Source organism: Mycobacterium sp. Panama NTM2 (genome assembly GCF_054355555.1).
In genome coordinates this window covers 1,081,144-1,097,273 of sequence record NZ_CM135953.1, presented here as the reverse complement: position 1 = coordinate 1,097,273, position 16,130 = coordinate 1,081,144, and the positions used below count along the sequence as shown (strand labels likewise).

Sequence of the window (16,130 nt, the reverse complement as noted above, 5' to 3'; positions counted from 1 at the left end):
TTCATCGGATGACGAGCGTGTCGATGAGGACGTATGCGGCGACCGCGAAGACCAGGACGGCAAACCAGCGCTGCAGCCGGCTGGTGTCCGCACGCGCCCCGAAATGACCTGCGGCCAGCGAACTCAGTGTCGCGGCACCGACGAACGCCGCCGTGGCGCGCCAGTCGATCGCCACGCTGTTCACATGGGACGCGATCCCCGCCACCGAGTTCGAGACGATGATCAACAACGAGGTGCCGATCGCCGTGGACATCTCGACGCCGAGCAGCACGACGAGCGCCGGGATGATCAGGAAGCCGCCGCCGACGCCGAACAGACCCGTCAGCAGTCCGACGACGAACCCGGTCGGGATGGATCGCGGGGCGCACCGGCGCCAGTTGATCCCGTCGTCACCGACCTCGCAGGCAGTCCCGGTCGACGACGCGTCGCGCAGCATCCGTACCCCGGCGACGATCATCACGACCGCGAAGCCGACCATCAACGCCGCCTGCGGCAGGTGTCGCCCGATGACCGTGCCGAGCAGGGCGCCCGGTACGCCGGCCACCGCGAAGATCGCGGCCAGTCGCCACTGAACCTGGCGGGCTCGGATCCTGGGGAGCGCGCCGACCGCCGAGGCCACCCCGATGACGATCAGCGACACCGGAATGGCCTGGTCGATGGTCAGACCGAGGCCATACACCAGCGCGGGAACGGCGAGAATGGAGCCGCCACCACCGAGGACTCCCAGCAGGACACCGATGACGGCACCCATGCCCAGTGTCATCGCGACGGTCACGACGATCCTCTCTCTCGATACCCTGGTGGGTATACCCGACAGGATCGACCGTACACGTGCCGGTCTCGAGTTACGACCCCCTAGACGATCAGCACGGCCGCACCGGCGACACGTCCGGCGCTCAGGTCGGCCAGCGCGCCGGCGGCCTGATCGAGCCCGTACTCGGGAGTGGTCACCTCGATGTGGTGACGTCCGGCGAACTCGAGGAACTCGCGCGCGTCGGTCCGGGTGTTGGAGGTGACCGAGCGCACCTGGCGCTCCTGGAACAGGTGGGACTGATAGTCGAGCGACGGGATGTCGGTCAGGTGTATCCCGGCGATCGCCAGCGTGCCGCCTCGATCGAGAGCCTCCAGTGCCGGCGGGACGAGGTCACCGACAGGGGCGAACAGTATTGCGGCATCGAGCTTCACCGGCGGCGGCTCGGCCGCTCCCTGCGCCGACGCCGCCCCGAGTGCCACTGCGAGCTCCCGCGCCTCGGCGCCACGCGTCATCACGTGTACCTCTGCCCCCTGCGCCAGGGCCACCTGTGCGGTGATGTGGGCACTGCCGCCGAAACCGTAGATACCCAGCCGGCCGCCGGCCGGGAGCTCAGCGCGCAGGAGCGAGCGGTAACCGATGATGCCGGCACACAGCAGCGGGGCGAGTTCACTGTTCGAGTACCCCTCAGGCAGCCGATGCACGAACGCCTCAGGCGCGGTGACGAATTCGGCGTAGCCACCGTCGGCATCCCAGCCGGTGTATCGAGACTCGGGGCAGAGGTTCTCCCGGCCGCGTAGACAGAAGCGGCAGCGGCCACACGTGTGCCGCAACCACGCCACCCCCACTCGATCGCCCGTGGCGAAGACCCCACCGGCACCGGGCCCCAGGGCCATCACCTCGCCCACCACCTCGTGCCCCGGCGTGACGTGCGCTCGGTGCACCGGCAGGTCACCCTCCGCGACGTGCAGGTCTGTCCGGCACACGCCGCAGGAATGGACGGCGATCAGCAGCTCGCCGGCACCCGGCTCGGGCACCTCGGCGGTCACGAATTCGAGCGGTCGGGTCTGCACCGGCCCGGGCGTACCGACCCGCCACGCGCGCATGGTCGTCATCGCCGACAAGATGAACGACCACCGCGCACCGCGACGAAGGGGACCATGTCGTCCAGTGTCCCCAGCGAGACGGCGAACCTCATGACCGGCCTCCCCTCAGCGGTAGTGCGCCGCTGCGCACGGCGACCGAGATGTTGTCCATGACGTGGTCGAGCAGATCCTGATAAGCCGTCCCGTTGTCGTGTAGAGCTCGGTATCCGTTGTGACGCAGGAAGATGTCGAGTCGCCGATCCAGCGACAGGTCCGCGTAGCTAGAGCCCGCGAACTCGGACGACAGGAACTGCCACGCGATCTTCTCCATCGCAGCCGCAGACGTATCTGCGCGTCGGGTCGATGTCATGCTCGACTCCTCTCGGGGGTGCGATCGGGCCATCGTTTGTCACGTCGCGCGTTGCCCGCACCGCACCACGATCACCGGGTTGCGCATCTCACTGGCCACGGCGGTGCTGACCGAGCCCAGCAGCAAGCCGGTCACCGCACCGCGGCCGTGGCTACCCACGACGATCAGCTGCGCCCTCTCGCCCTGGGTCAACAATTGACGGGCCGGATCCTCGAACCGGATCAGCGTGTGCACCGGCACCGTGGAATGACGTTGCCGCAGTGGCGCCAATGCCTGGGCGAGGATCTCCTGTCCCTCCTCGATCCAGAACGACGATCGGCGCCCCGACTCCGGCGTCTGCTCCGCCTCGTCGCACACATAGAGCGCCAGAACGCCCACGCCCCGCGCAAACGCCTCGGCGAAGGCGACCTCGGCGGCAGCAGCCGACCACCGCGAACCGTCGACACCGACCAGCACCGGTTGACGGTTCCTGTGGATCGACGCAGCGCTTCGCGTCGTGTCGGCGTGTACCACCGCCACCGGGCAATGCGCATGATGCAGCACTGCGGTGGTGACCGAACCGAGCAGACGGCGAAACCGCGCACCGTCCCCGTGCCGACCCACCACCACCATGTCCGCATCCTGCGACTGCCGAGCGAGGACCGGCGCCGGTGACCCGGCCAGCCGGACACCGGTGACGGGCGGTGCCTCGCCGCCGGTCTGAGTCGCTGCGATCGCCAGCGCCTCGTCGAGAACGTCGTCGGTGTCCGCTGCGACATGGACGACGCACAGAGTCGTTGCGCGCAACCGTGCTTCGGCGACAGCCCAGCGCAGTGCCGCGGTGGCTGACGCCGAGCCGTCGACACCCACGACCACACCACGCGAAGAGGGGCGTGCGGACATCGTCGTCTCCTGTGGGGTGGTCTGCTGCGATGGCTACGTCGGCCTGATCAGCCGGTGTGGTGCAGGCTCGCACTGGCCGCCGCAGCAGCCGCCTCGGCTTGACGCTGGCGTTCGACCCGCCGCTTGATCCCCACTAGCATGCCGCGCGTCAGCACCGCGCGCGCCGGTCCCATCAGCTCCGCAACAGCCACCTCGCCCGGATGGCGCAGGGCGAGCCGCGTTCTCAACAGCAGACGGCACTGGTCGTCGCCGCGCGGCACGAGGTGGAACGACCACACCACATCCCAGACGCTGCGCAGCGCATCGATGCGCAGGACAAGGGCGCGGCCGTCGATGACGGTGACGACGCGAGCGGTGACACCGTCGGGCAGGTTCATCCACCGCTTCGGCGCCAGTCGGATCTCGTCGTCGGCGGCGATGTGCTGCCATTCCGGATGGATTCGATCGGCGTTGCGGTACCGCAGCCCGAGGACTTTCTCGATCGCTTCGAAGCCGTACAAGCCGCCACGGTCCTGACCCATCTGCACGAGCCAGGGCCACACCTGCTCGGCGGGGGCGTCGATCAAGACCGCCTCGGTGGTCCGCAGCATCGGCGGCCGCACCCGTTCGTCACCGGGCAGGACGTCCTGGGACTCGGCCTTGGTCGTGCCCCAGTCACGGAAATAGCGGCGGGCCGCGTACAGCACTCCCGCCGCGGCGAGCATCGGCACCAGTCTGTGCGTCATGGCTTCAGCGTGCTTGACCGTCAGGCAATCCACTAGGGCCGGTGGTCCTTTCGCGCGAGTCCCTCGACCGACCGATCGGCACATCGACCTCCGTGTCCGGGACTTCGGACCCTGGTGTGTGGCTGCTGCTCGGTGATCCGCTGGAGTCACGCAGGAAGTTCACGTCCGGAAGGGGGCGCCATGACTGCACAGCCGAGGACACCGACGATGGGCAAGCGGCGACCTCTCCTCGCCGACGTGATGGCCGTGATCGGGGTGGCCGCCCTCTATCGCCACCACGTGGCCCCCTGGATACACACCTGGGGCGCGCGCCGGGAGGAGATGACGGCGGTGCTGCCCGGTGACGAGCTCGTCGAACCTGATGCGCTGCGGACCACGCGAGCGGTGACCGTCGACGCCCGGCCGGCCGATGTGTGGGCGTGGCTGGTGCAACTCGGCGAGGACCGGGGCGGCTTCTACAGCTACTCACTGCTCGAACGCGCGGTCGGCGCCGACGTCCACAACGCCGACACGATCCATCCGGAGTGGCAACGGCTCGACGTCGGTGACACCGTCTGGCTGGCGCGGCGCTACGGGCGCCGGGCATCCATGATCGTCGCGGCGGTCGAACCGCAATCATATTTGGTGCTGGTTTCCCCTGCCGACAACCAACGGCTCGAGCGCGGCGAGAAAGCCTTGGGCAGTTGGTCTTTCGTACTGCGGCCCGAGCAGACCTGGACGCGACTCCTGGTGCGCGGCAGCGGCGAGGCGGTCGGCCACTTCTGGTTCGACATCCCCCACTTCGTGATGGAGCAGAAGATGATGCGCGGTATCGCCGCACGCGCCGAGCGCACTCGCCGCGCACAGATCGTCGAGGGGATACGCACCGCGCATCCCGTGCCGTAGGTGGACGCACCGGACTGAGCGCATATCGGCTGGACAGCCCGCGCATAATTGGAGGCGATGACAGGCCCGGCCACTGCGCCCCGTAAACCCGTGATTCTGACAGTCGACGACGACCCCGCGGTCTCCCGCGCGGTCGCGCGCGACCTGCGCCGCCACTACGGCGAGAAGTTCCGCATCGTGCGAGCCGAATCAGGCCCCGACGCGCTGGAGACCCTCAACGAACTGAAGCTGCGCGGCGAGACCGTCGCGGTGTTCGTCGCCGACTACCGGATGCCGCAGATGAGCGGCATCGAGTTCCTCGAAGCGGCGATGGACATCTTCCCGATGGCGCGACGCGTGCTGCTCACCGCGTACGCCGACACGCACGCCGCGATCGACGCGATCAACGTCGTCGACCTGGACCACTACTTGCTCAAGCCCTGGGACCCGCCAGAGGAGAAGCTCTACCCGGTGATCGACGCGCTGATCGACGCGTGGCGTGCCACCGGCGAACGGGCCATCCCCCACACCAAGATCATCGGGCACCCGTGGAGCGCCCGGTCCTCCGAGGTGCGCGAATTCCTGGCCCGCAATCGGCTCTTCTACACCTGGTTCCGCTCCGACGAGCCCAAGGGTGCCGCGCTGCTCGACGCGGCCGGCCAGGACGGGTTGACGCTGCCGGTGGTGATCACCGAGCAGGGCGAGACGCTGGTCGATCCGACCGATGCCGAGCTGGCCGCGACGTTGGGGCTGACGACCACGCCGTCCGGCGACTTCTACGACCTGGTGGTGATCGGCGGCGGCCCGGCCGGGCTGGCGGCCGCGGTCTACGGCGCGTCCGAAGGACTCAAGACCGTGCTGATCGAACGCACCGCCACCGGAGGGCAGGCCGGGCAGAGCTCACGCATCGAGAACTACCTCGGATTCCCCGACGGTCTGTCCGGTGCCCAACTCGCCGAACGTGCCCGCCGTCAGGCCGAGAAGTTCGACGCCGAGCTGATCACCGCCGCCGAGGTCGTCGCCCTCGAGGTGGACGGCAACGCCCGCACCGTGCACCTGTCCGACGGCCGGGCCATCGGCACCCGCGCGGTCATCCTCGCGATGGGTGTCGAGTACCGGCAGTTGCCCGCCGACGGGTGCGAGACGTTGACCGGGGCCGGTGTGTACTACGGCGCGACGACCTCGGTGGCCTCGGAGTGTGACGACGACGAGGTGTACGTCATCGGCGGTGCGAACTCGGCGGGTCAGGCGGCGATGTATCTGTCGCGGACCGCGAAGTCGGTGACCATCGTCAGCCGCCGCACCCTCGAGGATTCCATGTCGCACTACCTGATCCAGCAGATCAGGGCACAGGACAACATCAAGGAGATGCCGAACACCGTCGTCCACGCGGTCAAGGGCGACGGGCATCTGGAGGGCATCTGCCTCGAGCATCGCGAGACCGGCGAACGTGAGGAGTTCGCCTGCGGCCGCATGTTCATCTTCATCGGCGCCGAGCCCCGCACCGACTGGCTCGACGGTGTCGTCGTGCGCGACGACCACGGCTTCATCGTGGCCGGCCCGGACCTGCGCGACATCAGCGGCTGGACACTGGACCGCCCGCCGCATCACCTGGAAACCAGCGTGCCGGGGGTGTTCGTCGCCGGAGACGTGCGTTCGGAGTCGGCCAAACGGGTCGCCGCGGCGGTCGGGGAAGGGTCGATGGCGGTCATGCTGGTGCACCGGTATCTGGCCGAAACATAGGCGTTCGTGGAATCAACTCCGGGCAGCAGGCGTTTCATATGGTCACTGCCGATCGGGACACCAGGAGGAACCTGACATGGGCGAGAAGTGCCTTCCCGACGAGTTGCGCACGCTGTTCCTGTTCGAGCACCTGAACGACGAGCAGCTGTCGACGCTGTGCGCCAACGGCCACATCGCGACCTTCGAACCGGGCCCCATCCACACCGAAGGCGACCCCGCGACGTGCTTCTACGTCCTGATCGAGGGCGAACTGGTGATGTCGAAGCGCTCGGGTGGGGTGGACATCGAGACCAACCGCACGTCGCAGCGCGGCGTGTACTGCGGCGCGTGGTCGGCCTACATCCCCGGTGAGGAACACGTCTATCAGGCGTCGGTACGGGTGACCCGCCCGTCGAAGTTCTTCGTCCTCGACGCCAACGCGTTCGCGGAGTTCATGCAGAAAGAATTCCCGATGGCCGTGCATCTGCTGGAAGGGCACATGGTCGGTGGCCTACGGCAACGCCAGATCCTGGGGCAGCGGGAGAAGCTGCTGGCGCTGGGTCAGTTGTCGGCGGGGTTGACCCATCAGCTCAACAACCCGGCGGGGGCCACCGCCCGCGCGGTCGCCGACCTGCGCGAAGGTGTCGGCAAGATGCGGCACAAGCTCGCGATGCTCGCCGACGGCAAGTTCACCCCGGCCGCACTCAAAGTGCTGATCAGCATCCAGGATGAGGTGGCCGAGCAGGTGGCCAAGTCGAAGTCCCAGGAGCTGACGGCGCTGGAGACCTCCGACCGCGAGGACCAGATCGGCGACTGGCTCGAGGAGCACGGCATCGGGAGCGCCTGGGATTACGCGCCGACGTTCGTGGAGGCCGGTCTGGACGTCGACTGGCTCGAGCGTGTCGAGGCCACCATCGACGACGTCGACTGCTCGGCGACGCTCCCGGGCGCGATCGGCTGGCTGAAGTACACGATCGACACCGAGCTGCTGATGAACCAGATCGCCGAGGCGAGCAAGCGCATCTCGGCGCTGCTGGCCGGCGCCAAGCAGTACTCACAGATGGATCGTGCGGAATACCAGAGCGCGAACATCCACGAGCTCCTGTTCAGCACGGTCAAGACGATCTTCGGCGACAAGCTGGGCAAGGACAAGCCGGTCGAGCTGCACTGGGACAAGGACAAGACGCTGCCCGAGCTGCTCTGCTACCCGGGCGACCTGAACCAGGTGTGGACCAACATCATTGACAACGCGATCCAGGCGATGAACGGCCACGGCAACCTGACGATCCGGACGATGCGCGAGAACGAGTCGACGGTGCGCGTGGAGATCTGCGACGACGGGCCCGGCATCCCCGAGGACATCGTGGACCGCATCTTCACCCCGTTCTTCACCACCAAGCCGTTCGGCGAGGGCACCGGGCTCGGGCTGGACCTGGCCTGGCGGATCGTCGTCGAGAAGCACCACGGCAATCTGTCGGTGCAGTCACGGCCCGGCGACACCCGGTTCATCGTCTGCCTGCCGCTGGAGGCGCCGGCGCCTGCCGAAACGGCTGCCACCGGCATGACCGAGCCCGCGACCGGGTAGTGACCTGAGCGAGAACGTGCCACGACCGACTTGAAGGGGAACCGAGTGCCCGAATCCGAAGGCCCGTCACTGAAGCCCGCGCTGGGTCGATACGGGGTGTGGACCGGCCAGCCGGTCAGCCCGGAGCAGGCCGTCGACATCGAGAAACTCGGCTACGGCACCGTGTGGGTGGGGGCGTCGCCCGCCGCGGACCTCGAATTCGTCGAGCCGATCCTCGAGAAGACCGAGACGTTGCAGGTCGCCACCGGCATCGTGAACATCTGGACGGCCGACGCCAACGAGGTGGCCACGTCCTACCACCGCATCGAGGAGGCGTTCCCCGGCCGGTTCCTGCTCGGCGTCGGCGTGGGACATCCCGAGCATCAGCAGCAATACACCAAGCCGTACCAGGCGCTCGTGGACTACCTCGACGTGCTCGACGCCGCGAAGGTGCCCACCAGCCGCCGCGTGCTCGCCGCGCTCGGCCCGAAGGTGCTGAAACTGTCCGCGCAGCGCAGCGCCGGCGCGCACCCGTACCTGACCACCCCGGTGCACACCGGTCAGTCCCGCGAGTTGCTCGGCCCGACGGTGCTCCTGGCGCCCGAGCACAAGGTCGTGCTCACCGATGACCCCGCCACCGCCCGGGAGGTCGGGCGCCAGACCGTGGACTTCTATCTCGGGTTGAGCAACTACGTCAACAACTGGAAGCGGTTGGGCTTCACCGACGAGGACCTGGAGCGTCCGGGCAGCGACCGCTTCATCGACGCGGTGGTCGCCTACGGCTCCCCCGATGAGATCGCGGCGCGCCTCGACGAGCACCTGCAGGCCGGGGCGGACCACGTGGCGATTCAGGTGCTCGGCGGCGGTGACGAGTTGATGTCGACGCTCGAAGAGCTGGCCCGCCCCCTGGGTCTTCAGCAAGGCTGAACCCCGCCCGATAGAGTCGACGACCATGCGATTGCTGGTCACGGGGGGCGCCGGCTTCATCGGTGCGAATTTCGTCCATGCCACGGTGCGTGAGCGCGACGACGTACACGTCACCGTGCTCGATGCGTTGACCTACGCCGGGAGCCGCGAGTCGCTCGCATCCGTGGCGGGCGACGTCCGCCTGGTCGAGGGCGACATCACCGACGCGGACCTGGTCGGCCGCCTGGTGGCCGAGTCCGACGCGGTGGTGCACTTCGCCGCCGAGACCCACGTCGACAACGCGCTCGCCGATCCGGCGCCGTTCGTACACACCAACGTGTTGGGCACGTTCACGGTGCTCGAGGCCGTGCGCGCCAACAATGTTCGGCTGCACCACATCTCGACCGACGAGGTGTACGGCGACCTGCCGCTGGGCGATCCGGTCCGGTTCACCGAGTCCACGCCGTACAACCCGTCGAGCCCGTACTCGTCGACCAAGGCAGCGTCCGACATGCTGGTACGTGCCTGGGTGCGGTCGTACGACGTGGCCGCGACGCTGTCGAACTGCTCGAACAACTACGGGCCGTATCAGCACGTCGAGAAGTTCATCCCGCGGCAGATCACCAACATCCTGACCGGGCGGCGGCCACGGCTGTACGGCGCCGGGGCCAATGTCCGGGACTGGATTCACGTCGAGGACCACAACAGCGCGGTGTGGCGCATCCTCACCGACGGTGACATCGGCCGCACCTATTTGATCGGCGCGAACGGCGAACGCGACAACCTCACGGTGTTGCGCACGATCCTTCGGCTCATGGACCGCGCCGACGACGATTTCGACCATGTCACCGATCGGGCGGGCCACGACCTGCGGTACGCGATCGACCCCGGGCCGCTGCGTGACGAATTGGGTTGGGCGCCAAGGCACACGGACTTCGAGGCGGGGCTGCGCGAGACGATCGCGTGGTACCGCGACAACGAGTCGTGGTGGGCGCCGTTGAAAGATGCGGTCGAAGCGCGTTACCTGGTGCGCGAAGGATGAAGGTGCGCGAGCTCTCGGTTCCCGGCGCGTGGGAGCTGACGCCGACGGTGCACGGTGACTCCCGCGGCGCGTTCTTCGAATGGTTCACTGACACCTCGTTCACTGCGATGACGGGGCATTCGCTCGATCTGCGGCAGGCGAACTGCTCGGTGTCCTCGGCCGGGGTGTTGCGCGGCGTGCACTTCGCGCAACTGCCGCCGAGCCAGGCCAAGTACGTGACCTGCATGAGCGGCGCTGTCGTCGACGTCGTCGTGGACATCAGGGTCGGTTCGGCCAGCTTTGGGACGTGGGATGCGGTGACGCTGGACGACCAAACCCATCGCGCGGTGTACCTGTCTGAGGGTCTGGGCCACGCTTTCCTTGCGCTGCAGAACAATTCGATTGTCACCTATCTGTGCTCGGCCGGCTACGACCCTGCCCGCGAGCACACCGTCGATCCCCTGGATCCGGCGATCGGCATCACCTGGACCGATTGGTTGCCGGCGGAGAAGCTGATCCTGTCCGACCGCGATCGCGCGGCGCCGAGCCTGGCGGACGCGCAATCCAGCGGCGTCCTGCCGACATGGGACGAGTGCGTCGCATTCGCCGAATCCCTGCGCACCTGAGGCCCCTGGTCGTCTTCGGGCAGGAGGTGGCGTTCGGGGTGGTGGTAGCCGTTGGTTCGGCGCCCTCCGGTGTCCAGGTCGGGTGGGGGGAGCCATTCGGTCTGGCCGCGGTGGTTGACCTTCGTGGTCCAGCCGGTCTGCTCGACCATCCGGTTGTCCGGACCGCAGGCCAGGGTCAGGTTCGTGATGTCGGTGGCCCCGCCGCCTTTCCAGTCCCGGACGTGATGCACCTGCGCCCAGTACCCGGGCACCGAGCATCCGGGCCGGGTGCAGCCGCGCGCTGAGGAGTGCAGCACGATCCTTTGCGCCGGGCTCGCGAGCCGCTTGCTGCGGCCGAGGTAGAGCGGTTGGCTGGTGTGGGCGTCGAACACCGCCAAGTAATGATGAGCGTGGGCGGCCATCCGGATCAGATCTGTCACCGGCAGCAGCGAGCCGCCACCGGTGACCGCCGCCCCAGCTGACGTCTCCAGTTCCTGCAGTGTTGTGGAGACGATCACCGTGACCGGTAACCCGTTGTGCTGACCGAGCTCTCCCGACGTCAACGCCATCCGCCCCACGGCCAGCCACGCGTCATGAGTGCGTTGCGCCGGGCTGCGGGTGTCATCGCGGCGCTGGCGCTCCTCCGGTTCCCCGTCGACGCAGGGTGTCTCGTCATCGGGGTTGCACATGCCCGACGCGGCCAACTTCGCCTGAATGGCCTCGTAGTGCGCACGGAACTCCGGGGTGACCCAGCCCGTCAGCCGACTCATCCCGTCAGCCTGCTGCTCACCCAGGCACAGGCCCCGCTTGCGGGCGCGATCGGCGTCGGTGGGTTCGGGCCCGTCTTGGTCGATCATCGCCGCCAACCGATCCGCAGCCTTGCGCAGATCCTCCGGCGTCAGCCCCGCCCCCAGCGAGGCGAGCTGCCGATCGGCGGCGGCGCGGGTGTCTGTATCAACCCACACCGGCAGCCCGTCGTGGAACTTCGCGATCACCGCGACATGCTCGGCATCCAACGATCCGGCCGCTTGCGCGGCCGCGGTCGCCTCCCAGACCGGGGCCAAGGGTTCCCCGGTCAGGGCTTGCCGCGGCCCCAACGCGGCCGCGTCAGCCAGGCGGCGCTTGGCGTCGCGCTCGGAGACCCGCAGCGTCGTGGTGAGTACCTTCTTCCACGATGCCTCCCCGAGGCGGCGCGGCTCCGTCTCGCTGGTCAGCCGGGCCAGGATCTGGTGTTCCAACGCCGGCACCGACCGCACCACCGACGTGAGCTCCGCCATCAGCGCCACCAGCTCCCGATGCGAGAGCCCGTCGCAGGCGTCGTGCAGGATCGCGAGCCGAGCCCGCATCCCCTCCACTGCCTCCGCGACCACGTCCATGTATCGAACACTAGTTCGAACGACCGACATCATTCTCGCCCTTGCCAGCTCCCCGCGACGATTACTAGGATGTCCAAGTATCGACACTCAGTCGCTCCTGGAAGGCCGACTCATGACCAAGCGAATCCCCCACTTCATCGACGGCAAGCGCAGCGAGCTCGCGTCCACGCGTACCGCGGACGTGATGAACCCCAGCACCGGTGAGGTCCAGGCTCAGGTGCTGCTCGCCAGCAAGGCCGACGTCGACACCGCGGTCGCCTCGGCCGTCGAGGCGCAGAAGGAATGGGCGGCGTGGAACCCGCAGCGGCGGGCGCGGGTCATGATGAAGTTCATCGAGCTCGTCAACGCCAACACCGAGGAGCTCGCCGAGCTGCTGAGCATCGAGCACGGCAAGACCGTCCCCGACGCCAAAGGCGACATCCAGCGCGGCATCGAGGTCATCGAGTTCGCGATCGGCATCCCCCACCTACTCAAGGGCGAGTTCACCGAGGGCGCCGGCGGCGGCATCGACGTCTACTCGATCCGTCAGCCCCTCGGCGTCGTCGCCGGCATCACCCCGTTCAACTTCCCCGCGATGATCCCGCTGTGGAAGGCCGGTCCCGCGCTGGCATGCGGAAACGCGTTCATTCTCAAGCCTTCCGAGCGGGACCCGTCGGTGCCGGTGCGCCTGGCCGAGCTCTTCCTCGAGGCCGGTTTGCCCGCCGGTGTCTTCCAGGTCGTCCACGGCGACAAGGAAGCCGTCGACGCGATCCTCACCCACCCCGACATCCAGGCTGTCGGCTTCGTCGGCAGCTCCGACATCGCGCAGTACATCTACTCCACCGCCGCCGCCAACGGTAAGCGCTCCCAGTGCTTCGGCGGCGCCAAGAACCACATGATCGTCATGCCCGACGCCGATCTCGACCAGGCCGTCGACGCATTGATCGGGGCCGGCTACGGCAGCGCCGGTGAGCGATGCATGGCGATCAGCGTCGCCGTCCCGGTCGGCGAAGAGACGGCGAACCGACTGCGTAATCGCTTGGTGGAGAGGGTCAATCAGCTTCGCGTCGGGCACAGCCTGGACCCGAAGGCCGATTACGGCCCGCTGGTCACCGCTGCCGCGCTCGAGAGGGTGAAGAGTTACATCGGCCAGGGTGTCGACGCCGGCGCCGAGCTGGTGGTCGACGGCCGCGAACGGACCACCGACGAACTCTCCTTCGACGACCAGAGTCTGGAGAACGGCTACTTCATCGGGCCCACCCTGTTCGACCACGTCACCACCGACATGAGCATCTACACCGACGAGATCTTCGGCCCCGTGCTGTGCATCGTGCGCGCCCACGATTACGAAGAGGCACTGAGCCTTCCGAGCAAGCACGAATACGGCAACGGCGTCGCGATCTTCACCCGCGACGGTGACGCGGCGCGCGACTTCGTCTCACGCGTGCAGGTCGGCATGGTCGGCGTCAACGTGCCGATCCCGGTTCCGGTGGCCTACCACACCTTCGGCGGCTGGAAGCGCTCCGGCTTCGGCGACCTGAATCAGCACGGTCCGGCGTCGATCCAGTTCTACACCAAGGTCAAGACCGTGACCGAGCGCTGGCCCTCGGGTATCAAGGATGGCGCGGAGTTCGTCATCCCGACCATGAAGTAGCGACATGGACTTCTTCAGCCTCGGCGATGACGACCGTGTGATCGCCGAGACGGCCGCGGCGTTCGCCGAAAAGCGCATGGCCCCTCACGCTTTGGAGTGGGACGAAACCCATCACTTCCCCATCGACGTGTTGCGGGAGGCGGCGGATCTCGGCATGGCCGCGATCTACTGTCGCGAGGACGTCGGCGGCAGCGGGTTGCGGCGCATCGACGCCGTGCGGATCTTCGAGCAGCTCGCCACCGCCGACCCGACCGTCGCTGCGTTCCTGTCGATCCACAACATGTGCGCGTGGATGATCGACACCTTCGGCGCCGACGAACAGCGCAAAGCATGGGTGCCGCGGCTCGCGTCGATGGACGCGATCGCCAGCTACTGTCTGACCGAGCCGGGGGCCGGCTCCGATGCAAGCGCCCTGCGCACCAAGGCTGTTCGCGACGGTGACGGCTGGGTGCTCGACGGTGTCAAACAGTTCATCTCCGGAGCGGGCAGTTCCGACGTCTACGTCGTGATGGCACGTACCGGCGCCGAGGGACCCAAGGGCATCTCCGCCTTCATCGTCGAGAAGGACACGCCCGGGCTGAGTTTCGGTGCCGACGAACAGAAGATGGGCTGGCATGCCCAGCCCACCCGCCAGGTCGTCCTCGACGGCGCCCGGGTGCCTGCCGACGCACTCCTCGGCGGGGAGGAGGGCACCGGCTTCGGCATCGCGATGAAGGGACTCAACGGCGGCCGCATCAACATCGCGGCCTGCTCGCTGGGTGGCGCGCAAGCCGCCTACGACAAGGCCAGCTCCTATCTGGCGGACCGGCAGGCCTTCGGCGGGGCGCTGATCGACGAGCCCACGATCCGGTTCACCCTCGCCGACATGGCAACCGCCCTGGAGACGTCGCGAATGATGCTGTGGCGGGCGGCAACTGCTCTCGACGAGGACCATCCCGACCGGGTGGAACTGTGCGCGATGGCCAAGCGCTACGTCACCGACGCCTGCTTCGACGTCGCGGACTCCGCTCTGCAACTACACGGTGGCTACGGTTATCTGCGCGAGTACGGCCTGGAGAAGATCGTCCGCGATCTGCGGGTGCATCGCATCCTGGAGGGCACCAACGAAATCATGCGCGTGGTGGTCGGGCGGGCAGCCGCCGCCCGGGCTCGCGCCTCGTGAGGAGAGAGCTGTCATGACGACGATCGCGTTCCTGGGACTGGGCCACATGGGCGGGCCGATGGCGGCGAACCTGGTGGCCGCCGGGCACACCGTGCGCGGTTTCGACCCCGTGCTGGGCCTGCGTGACGCCGCCGAGGAGAAGGGCGCGGCGGTGTTCCACAGCGGCGCCGAGGCGGTCAGCGGAGCCGAGGTCGTGATCACGTCGCTGCCCAATGGCGACATCGTCAAGGCCGTCTACGACGAGGTGCTACCGGCCGCGGCGAGCGGGGCACTGCTGATCGACACGTCGACGATCTCGGTCGACGACGCCCGCGCCATCCACACCCGGGCAGGAGAACACGGCCTCGCCCAGATCGATGCACCGGTCTCAGGTGGCATCAAGGGCGCGACCGCGGGGACGCTGGCCTTCATGCTCGGCGGTGAGACCGCGGCCGTCGAACGAGCGCGCCCGGTGCTGGAGCCGATGGCGGGCAAGATCATCCACTGCGGCGACTCGGGTGCCGGGCAGGCCGCCAAGCTCTGCAACAACATGGTGCTCGCGGTGCAGCAGATCGCGATCGGTGAGGCGTTCGTGCTCGCCGAGAAGCTCGGCCTGCCCGCCCAGTCGCTGTTCGACGTGATCACCGGAGCCACCGGCAACTGCTGGGCGGTACACACCAATTGCCCTGTGCCCGGGCCGGTTCCGACATCGCCCGCCAACAACGACTTCACCCCGGGTTTCGCGACTGCGCTGATGAACAAGGACCTCGGTCTGGCGATGGCCGCGGTGGAGTCGACGGGATCACAGGCCCCGTTGGGCAGCCATGCCGCCGAGATCTACGCGCGCTTCGCCGAGGCACACGCCGACAAGGACTTCAGCGCCGTGATCGAAATGCTGCGCGGCTAGACGGGCCCGAGCAGGATCTGCCGGATCACCGGGCGGGCGAAGCGGATCAGCTCGTCACGGCTCAGGTCGGCGACGGCGGGATTCACCATCACGTAGCGGGTGACGGCCAAGCCGATGACGAACGCCCCCATCAGGCCGGCACGCTGGGCCGCGTGATCGGGGGTGATGACCGCCAGCGCCGGCCCCACCTGGGTGGCGAACACCCGTCGCATCGTCTCGACGGCGGACTCACTGGTCATCGCCGCCCGCAGCAGCGCAATGAAAGTACTGTCCTGCTCCCAGACCGCGAAGAACCGGGACAGCAGCACGTCGGCGACATCGTCAGGCGCGACAGCCGTGAGATCGGGCAGATCGAGGGTGAAATCGGCGGCCTCGGCGAACAGTTCCTGCTTGCTGCCGAAATAGCGGTTGATCAACGCCGGGTCGACGCCCACGTCGGCCGCCACCGCGCGCATCGTGGTGGCCTGATAGCCCTCGGAGCCGAACCGTGCGCGGGCCGCGGCCAGGATGTCGGCGCGCGTCTTCGACGCATCGCGGGACCGGGTCGAGCTCACCCGCGCAAGGATAGGGCGCGGTGT

General features: G+C 68.0%; 15 protein-coding genes and 1 pseudogene. 9 read left to right on the top strand and 7 right to left on the bottom strand.

What is annotated here, in order from left to right; translation table 11 throughout:
* Position 1: 1 nt before the first annotated feature.
* The 5 genes from ACXYX3_RS05330 to ACXYX3_RS05310 all read right to left on the bottom strand — a co-directional run bounded on the left by ACXYX3_RS05330 (position 2) and on the right by ACXYX3_RS05310 (position 3,813).
* Positions 2 to 763 (bottom strand): sulfite exporter TauE/SafE family protein, encoded by a 762-nt coding sequence (locus ACXYX3_RS05330; RefSeq protein WP_458611982.1) that lies wholly within the window; start codon positions 761 to 763, stop codon positions 2 to 4.
* 92 nt (positions 764 to 855) lie between these two features.
* Entirely contained in the window at positions 856 to 1,866 is a 1,011-nt protein-coding gene (locus ACXYX3_RS05325) for a zinc-binding alcohol dehydrogenase family protein (protein ID WP_458610441.1), read from the bottom strand.
* Positions 1,867 to 1,945: 79 nt separating this feature from the next.
* Positions 1,946 to 2,206 carry a hypothetical protein gene (locus ACXYX3_RS05320; RefSeq protein ID WP_458610439.1) on the bottom strand — a complete coding sequence of 87 codons (261 nt, stop codon included), beginning with the start codon at positions 2,204 to 2,206 and terminating at the stop codon, positions 1,946 to 1,948.
* Between the two features lie 39 nt (positions 2,207 to 2,245).
* Positions 2,246 to 3,088: a universal stress protein gene (locus tag ACXYX3_RS05315; RefSeq protein WP_458610437.1), complete on the bottom strand. Its 843-nt coding sequence runs from the start codon at positions 3,086 to 3,088 to the stop codon at positions 2,246 to 2,248.
* A 47-nt stretch (positions 3,089 to 3,135) separates the two neighbouring features.
* The gene (locus ACXYX3_RS05310) at positions 3,136 to 3,813 is read right to left on the bottom strand and encodes an SRPBCC family protein (RefSeq protein ID WP_458610435.1); all 678 of its coding nucleotides are present in this window, start codon (positions 3,811 to 3,813) and stop codon (positions 3,136 to 3,138) included.
* Positions 3,814 to 4,020: 207 nt separating this feature from the next.
* On the opposite strand from ACXYX3_RS05310, the gene ACXYX3_RS05305 reads away from it, so the two are divergent.
* The 6 genes from ACXYX3_RS05305 to ACXYX3_RS05280 all read left to right on the top strand — a co-directional run bounded on the left by ACXYX3_RS05305 (position 4,021) and on the right by ACXYX3_RS05280 (position 10,516).
* Complete coding sequence (locus tag ACXYX3_RS05305; RefSeq protein ID WP_458611981.1) at positions 4,021 to 4,698, top strand: hypothetical protein; 678 nt, start codon at positions 4,021 to 4,023, stop codon at positions 4,696 to 4,698.
* A gap of 57 nt (positions 4,699 to 4,755) precedes the next feature.
* Positions 4,756 to 6,420: an NAD(P)/FAD-dependent oxidoreductase gene (locus ACXYX3_RS05300; protein WP_241203170.1), complete on the top strand. Its 1,665-nt coding sequence runs from the start codon at positions 4,756 to 4,758 to the stop codon at positions 6,418 to 6,420.
* A 76-nt stretch (positions 6,421 to 6,496) separates the two neighbouring features.
* A complete protein-coding gene (locus ACXYX3_RS05295) occupies positions 6,497 to 7,984 on the top strand; it encodes an ATP-binding protein (protein WP_241203171.1) in 1,488 nt (495 codons plus the stop codon).
* Positions 7,985 to 8,029: 45 nt separating this feature from the next.
* Complete coding sequence (locus ACXYX3_RS05290) at positions 8,030 to 8,890, top strand: LLM class F420-dependent oxidoreductase (RefSeq protein WP_458610432.1); 861 nt, start codon at positions 8,030 to 8,032, stop codon at positions 8,888 to 8,890.
* Positions 8,891 to 8,915: 25 nt separating this feature from the next.
* Complete coding sequence (rfbB, locus tag ACXYX3_RS05285) at positions 8,916 to 9,911, top strand: dTDP-glucose 4,6-dehydratase (RefSeq protein ID WP_458610430.1); 996 nt, start codon at positions 8,916 to 8,918, stop codon at positions 9,909 to 9,911.
* Positions 9,908 to 10,516 (top strand): dTDP-4-dehydrorhamnose 3,5-epimerase family protein, encoded by a 609-nt coding sequence (locus tag ACXYX3_RS05280; RefSeq protein ID WP_458610428.1) that lies wholly within the window; start codon positions 9,908 to 9,910, stop codon positions 10,514 to 10,516. The genes rfbB and ACXYX3_RS05280 overlap by 4 nt, the downstream gene beginning before the upstream one ends.
* Here the strand turns inward: ACXYX3_RS05280 and ACXYX3_RS05275 are convergent.
* A pseudogene (locus ACXYX3_RS05275) lies at positions 10,516 to 11,871 on the bottom strand (HNH endonuclease signature motif containing protein); the annotation flags it as partial. The gene ACXYX3_RS05280 and the pseudogene ACXYX3_RS05275 overlap by 1 nt on opposite strands.
* Positions 11,872 to 11,983: 112 nt before the next feature.
* On the opposite strand from ACXYX3_RS05275, the gene ACXYX3_RS05270 reads away from it, so the two are divergent.
* From ACXYX3_RS05270 to mmsB, 3 genes are read left to right on the top strand one after another with little or no spacing between them, the layout of a single operon-like run.
* Positions 11,984 to 13,504 (top strand): CoA-acylating methylmalonate-semialdehyde dehydrogenase, encoded by a 1,521-nt coding sequence (locus ACXYX3_RS05270; protein ID WP_458610426.1) that lies wholly within the window; start codon positions 11,984 to 11,986, stop codon positions 13,502 to 13,504.
* A 4-nt stretch (positions 13,505 to 13,508) separates the two neighbouring features.
* On the top strand, positions 13,509 to 14,666 hold the full coding sequence (locus ACXYX3_RS05265) for an acyl-CoA dehydrogenase family protein (RefSeq protein ID WP_458610424.1): 1,158 nt from the start codon (positions 13,509 to 13,511) through the stop codon (positions 14,664 to 14,666).
* A 13-nt stretch (positions 14,667 to 14,679) separates the two neighbouring features.
* Positions 14,680 to 15,552, top strand: coding sequence for a 3-hydroxyisobutyrate dehydrogenase (mmsB, locus tag ACXYX3_RS05260; RefSeq protein WP_458610422.1), 873 nt, complete (start codon positions 14,680 to 14,682; stop codon positions 15,550 to 15,552).
* Here the strand turns inward: mmsB and ACXYX3_RS05255 are convergent.
* Positions 15,549 to 16,106, bottom strand: a complete 558-nt coding sequence (locus ACXYX3_RS05255) for a TetR/AcrR family transcriptional regulator (RefSeq protein WP_458610420.1) — start codon at positions 16,104 to 16,106, stop codon at positions 15,549 to 15,551. The genes mmsB and ACXYX3_RS05255 overlap by 4 nt on opposite strands.
* Between the last annotated feature and the right edge of the window lie 24 nt (positions 16,107 to 16,130).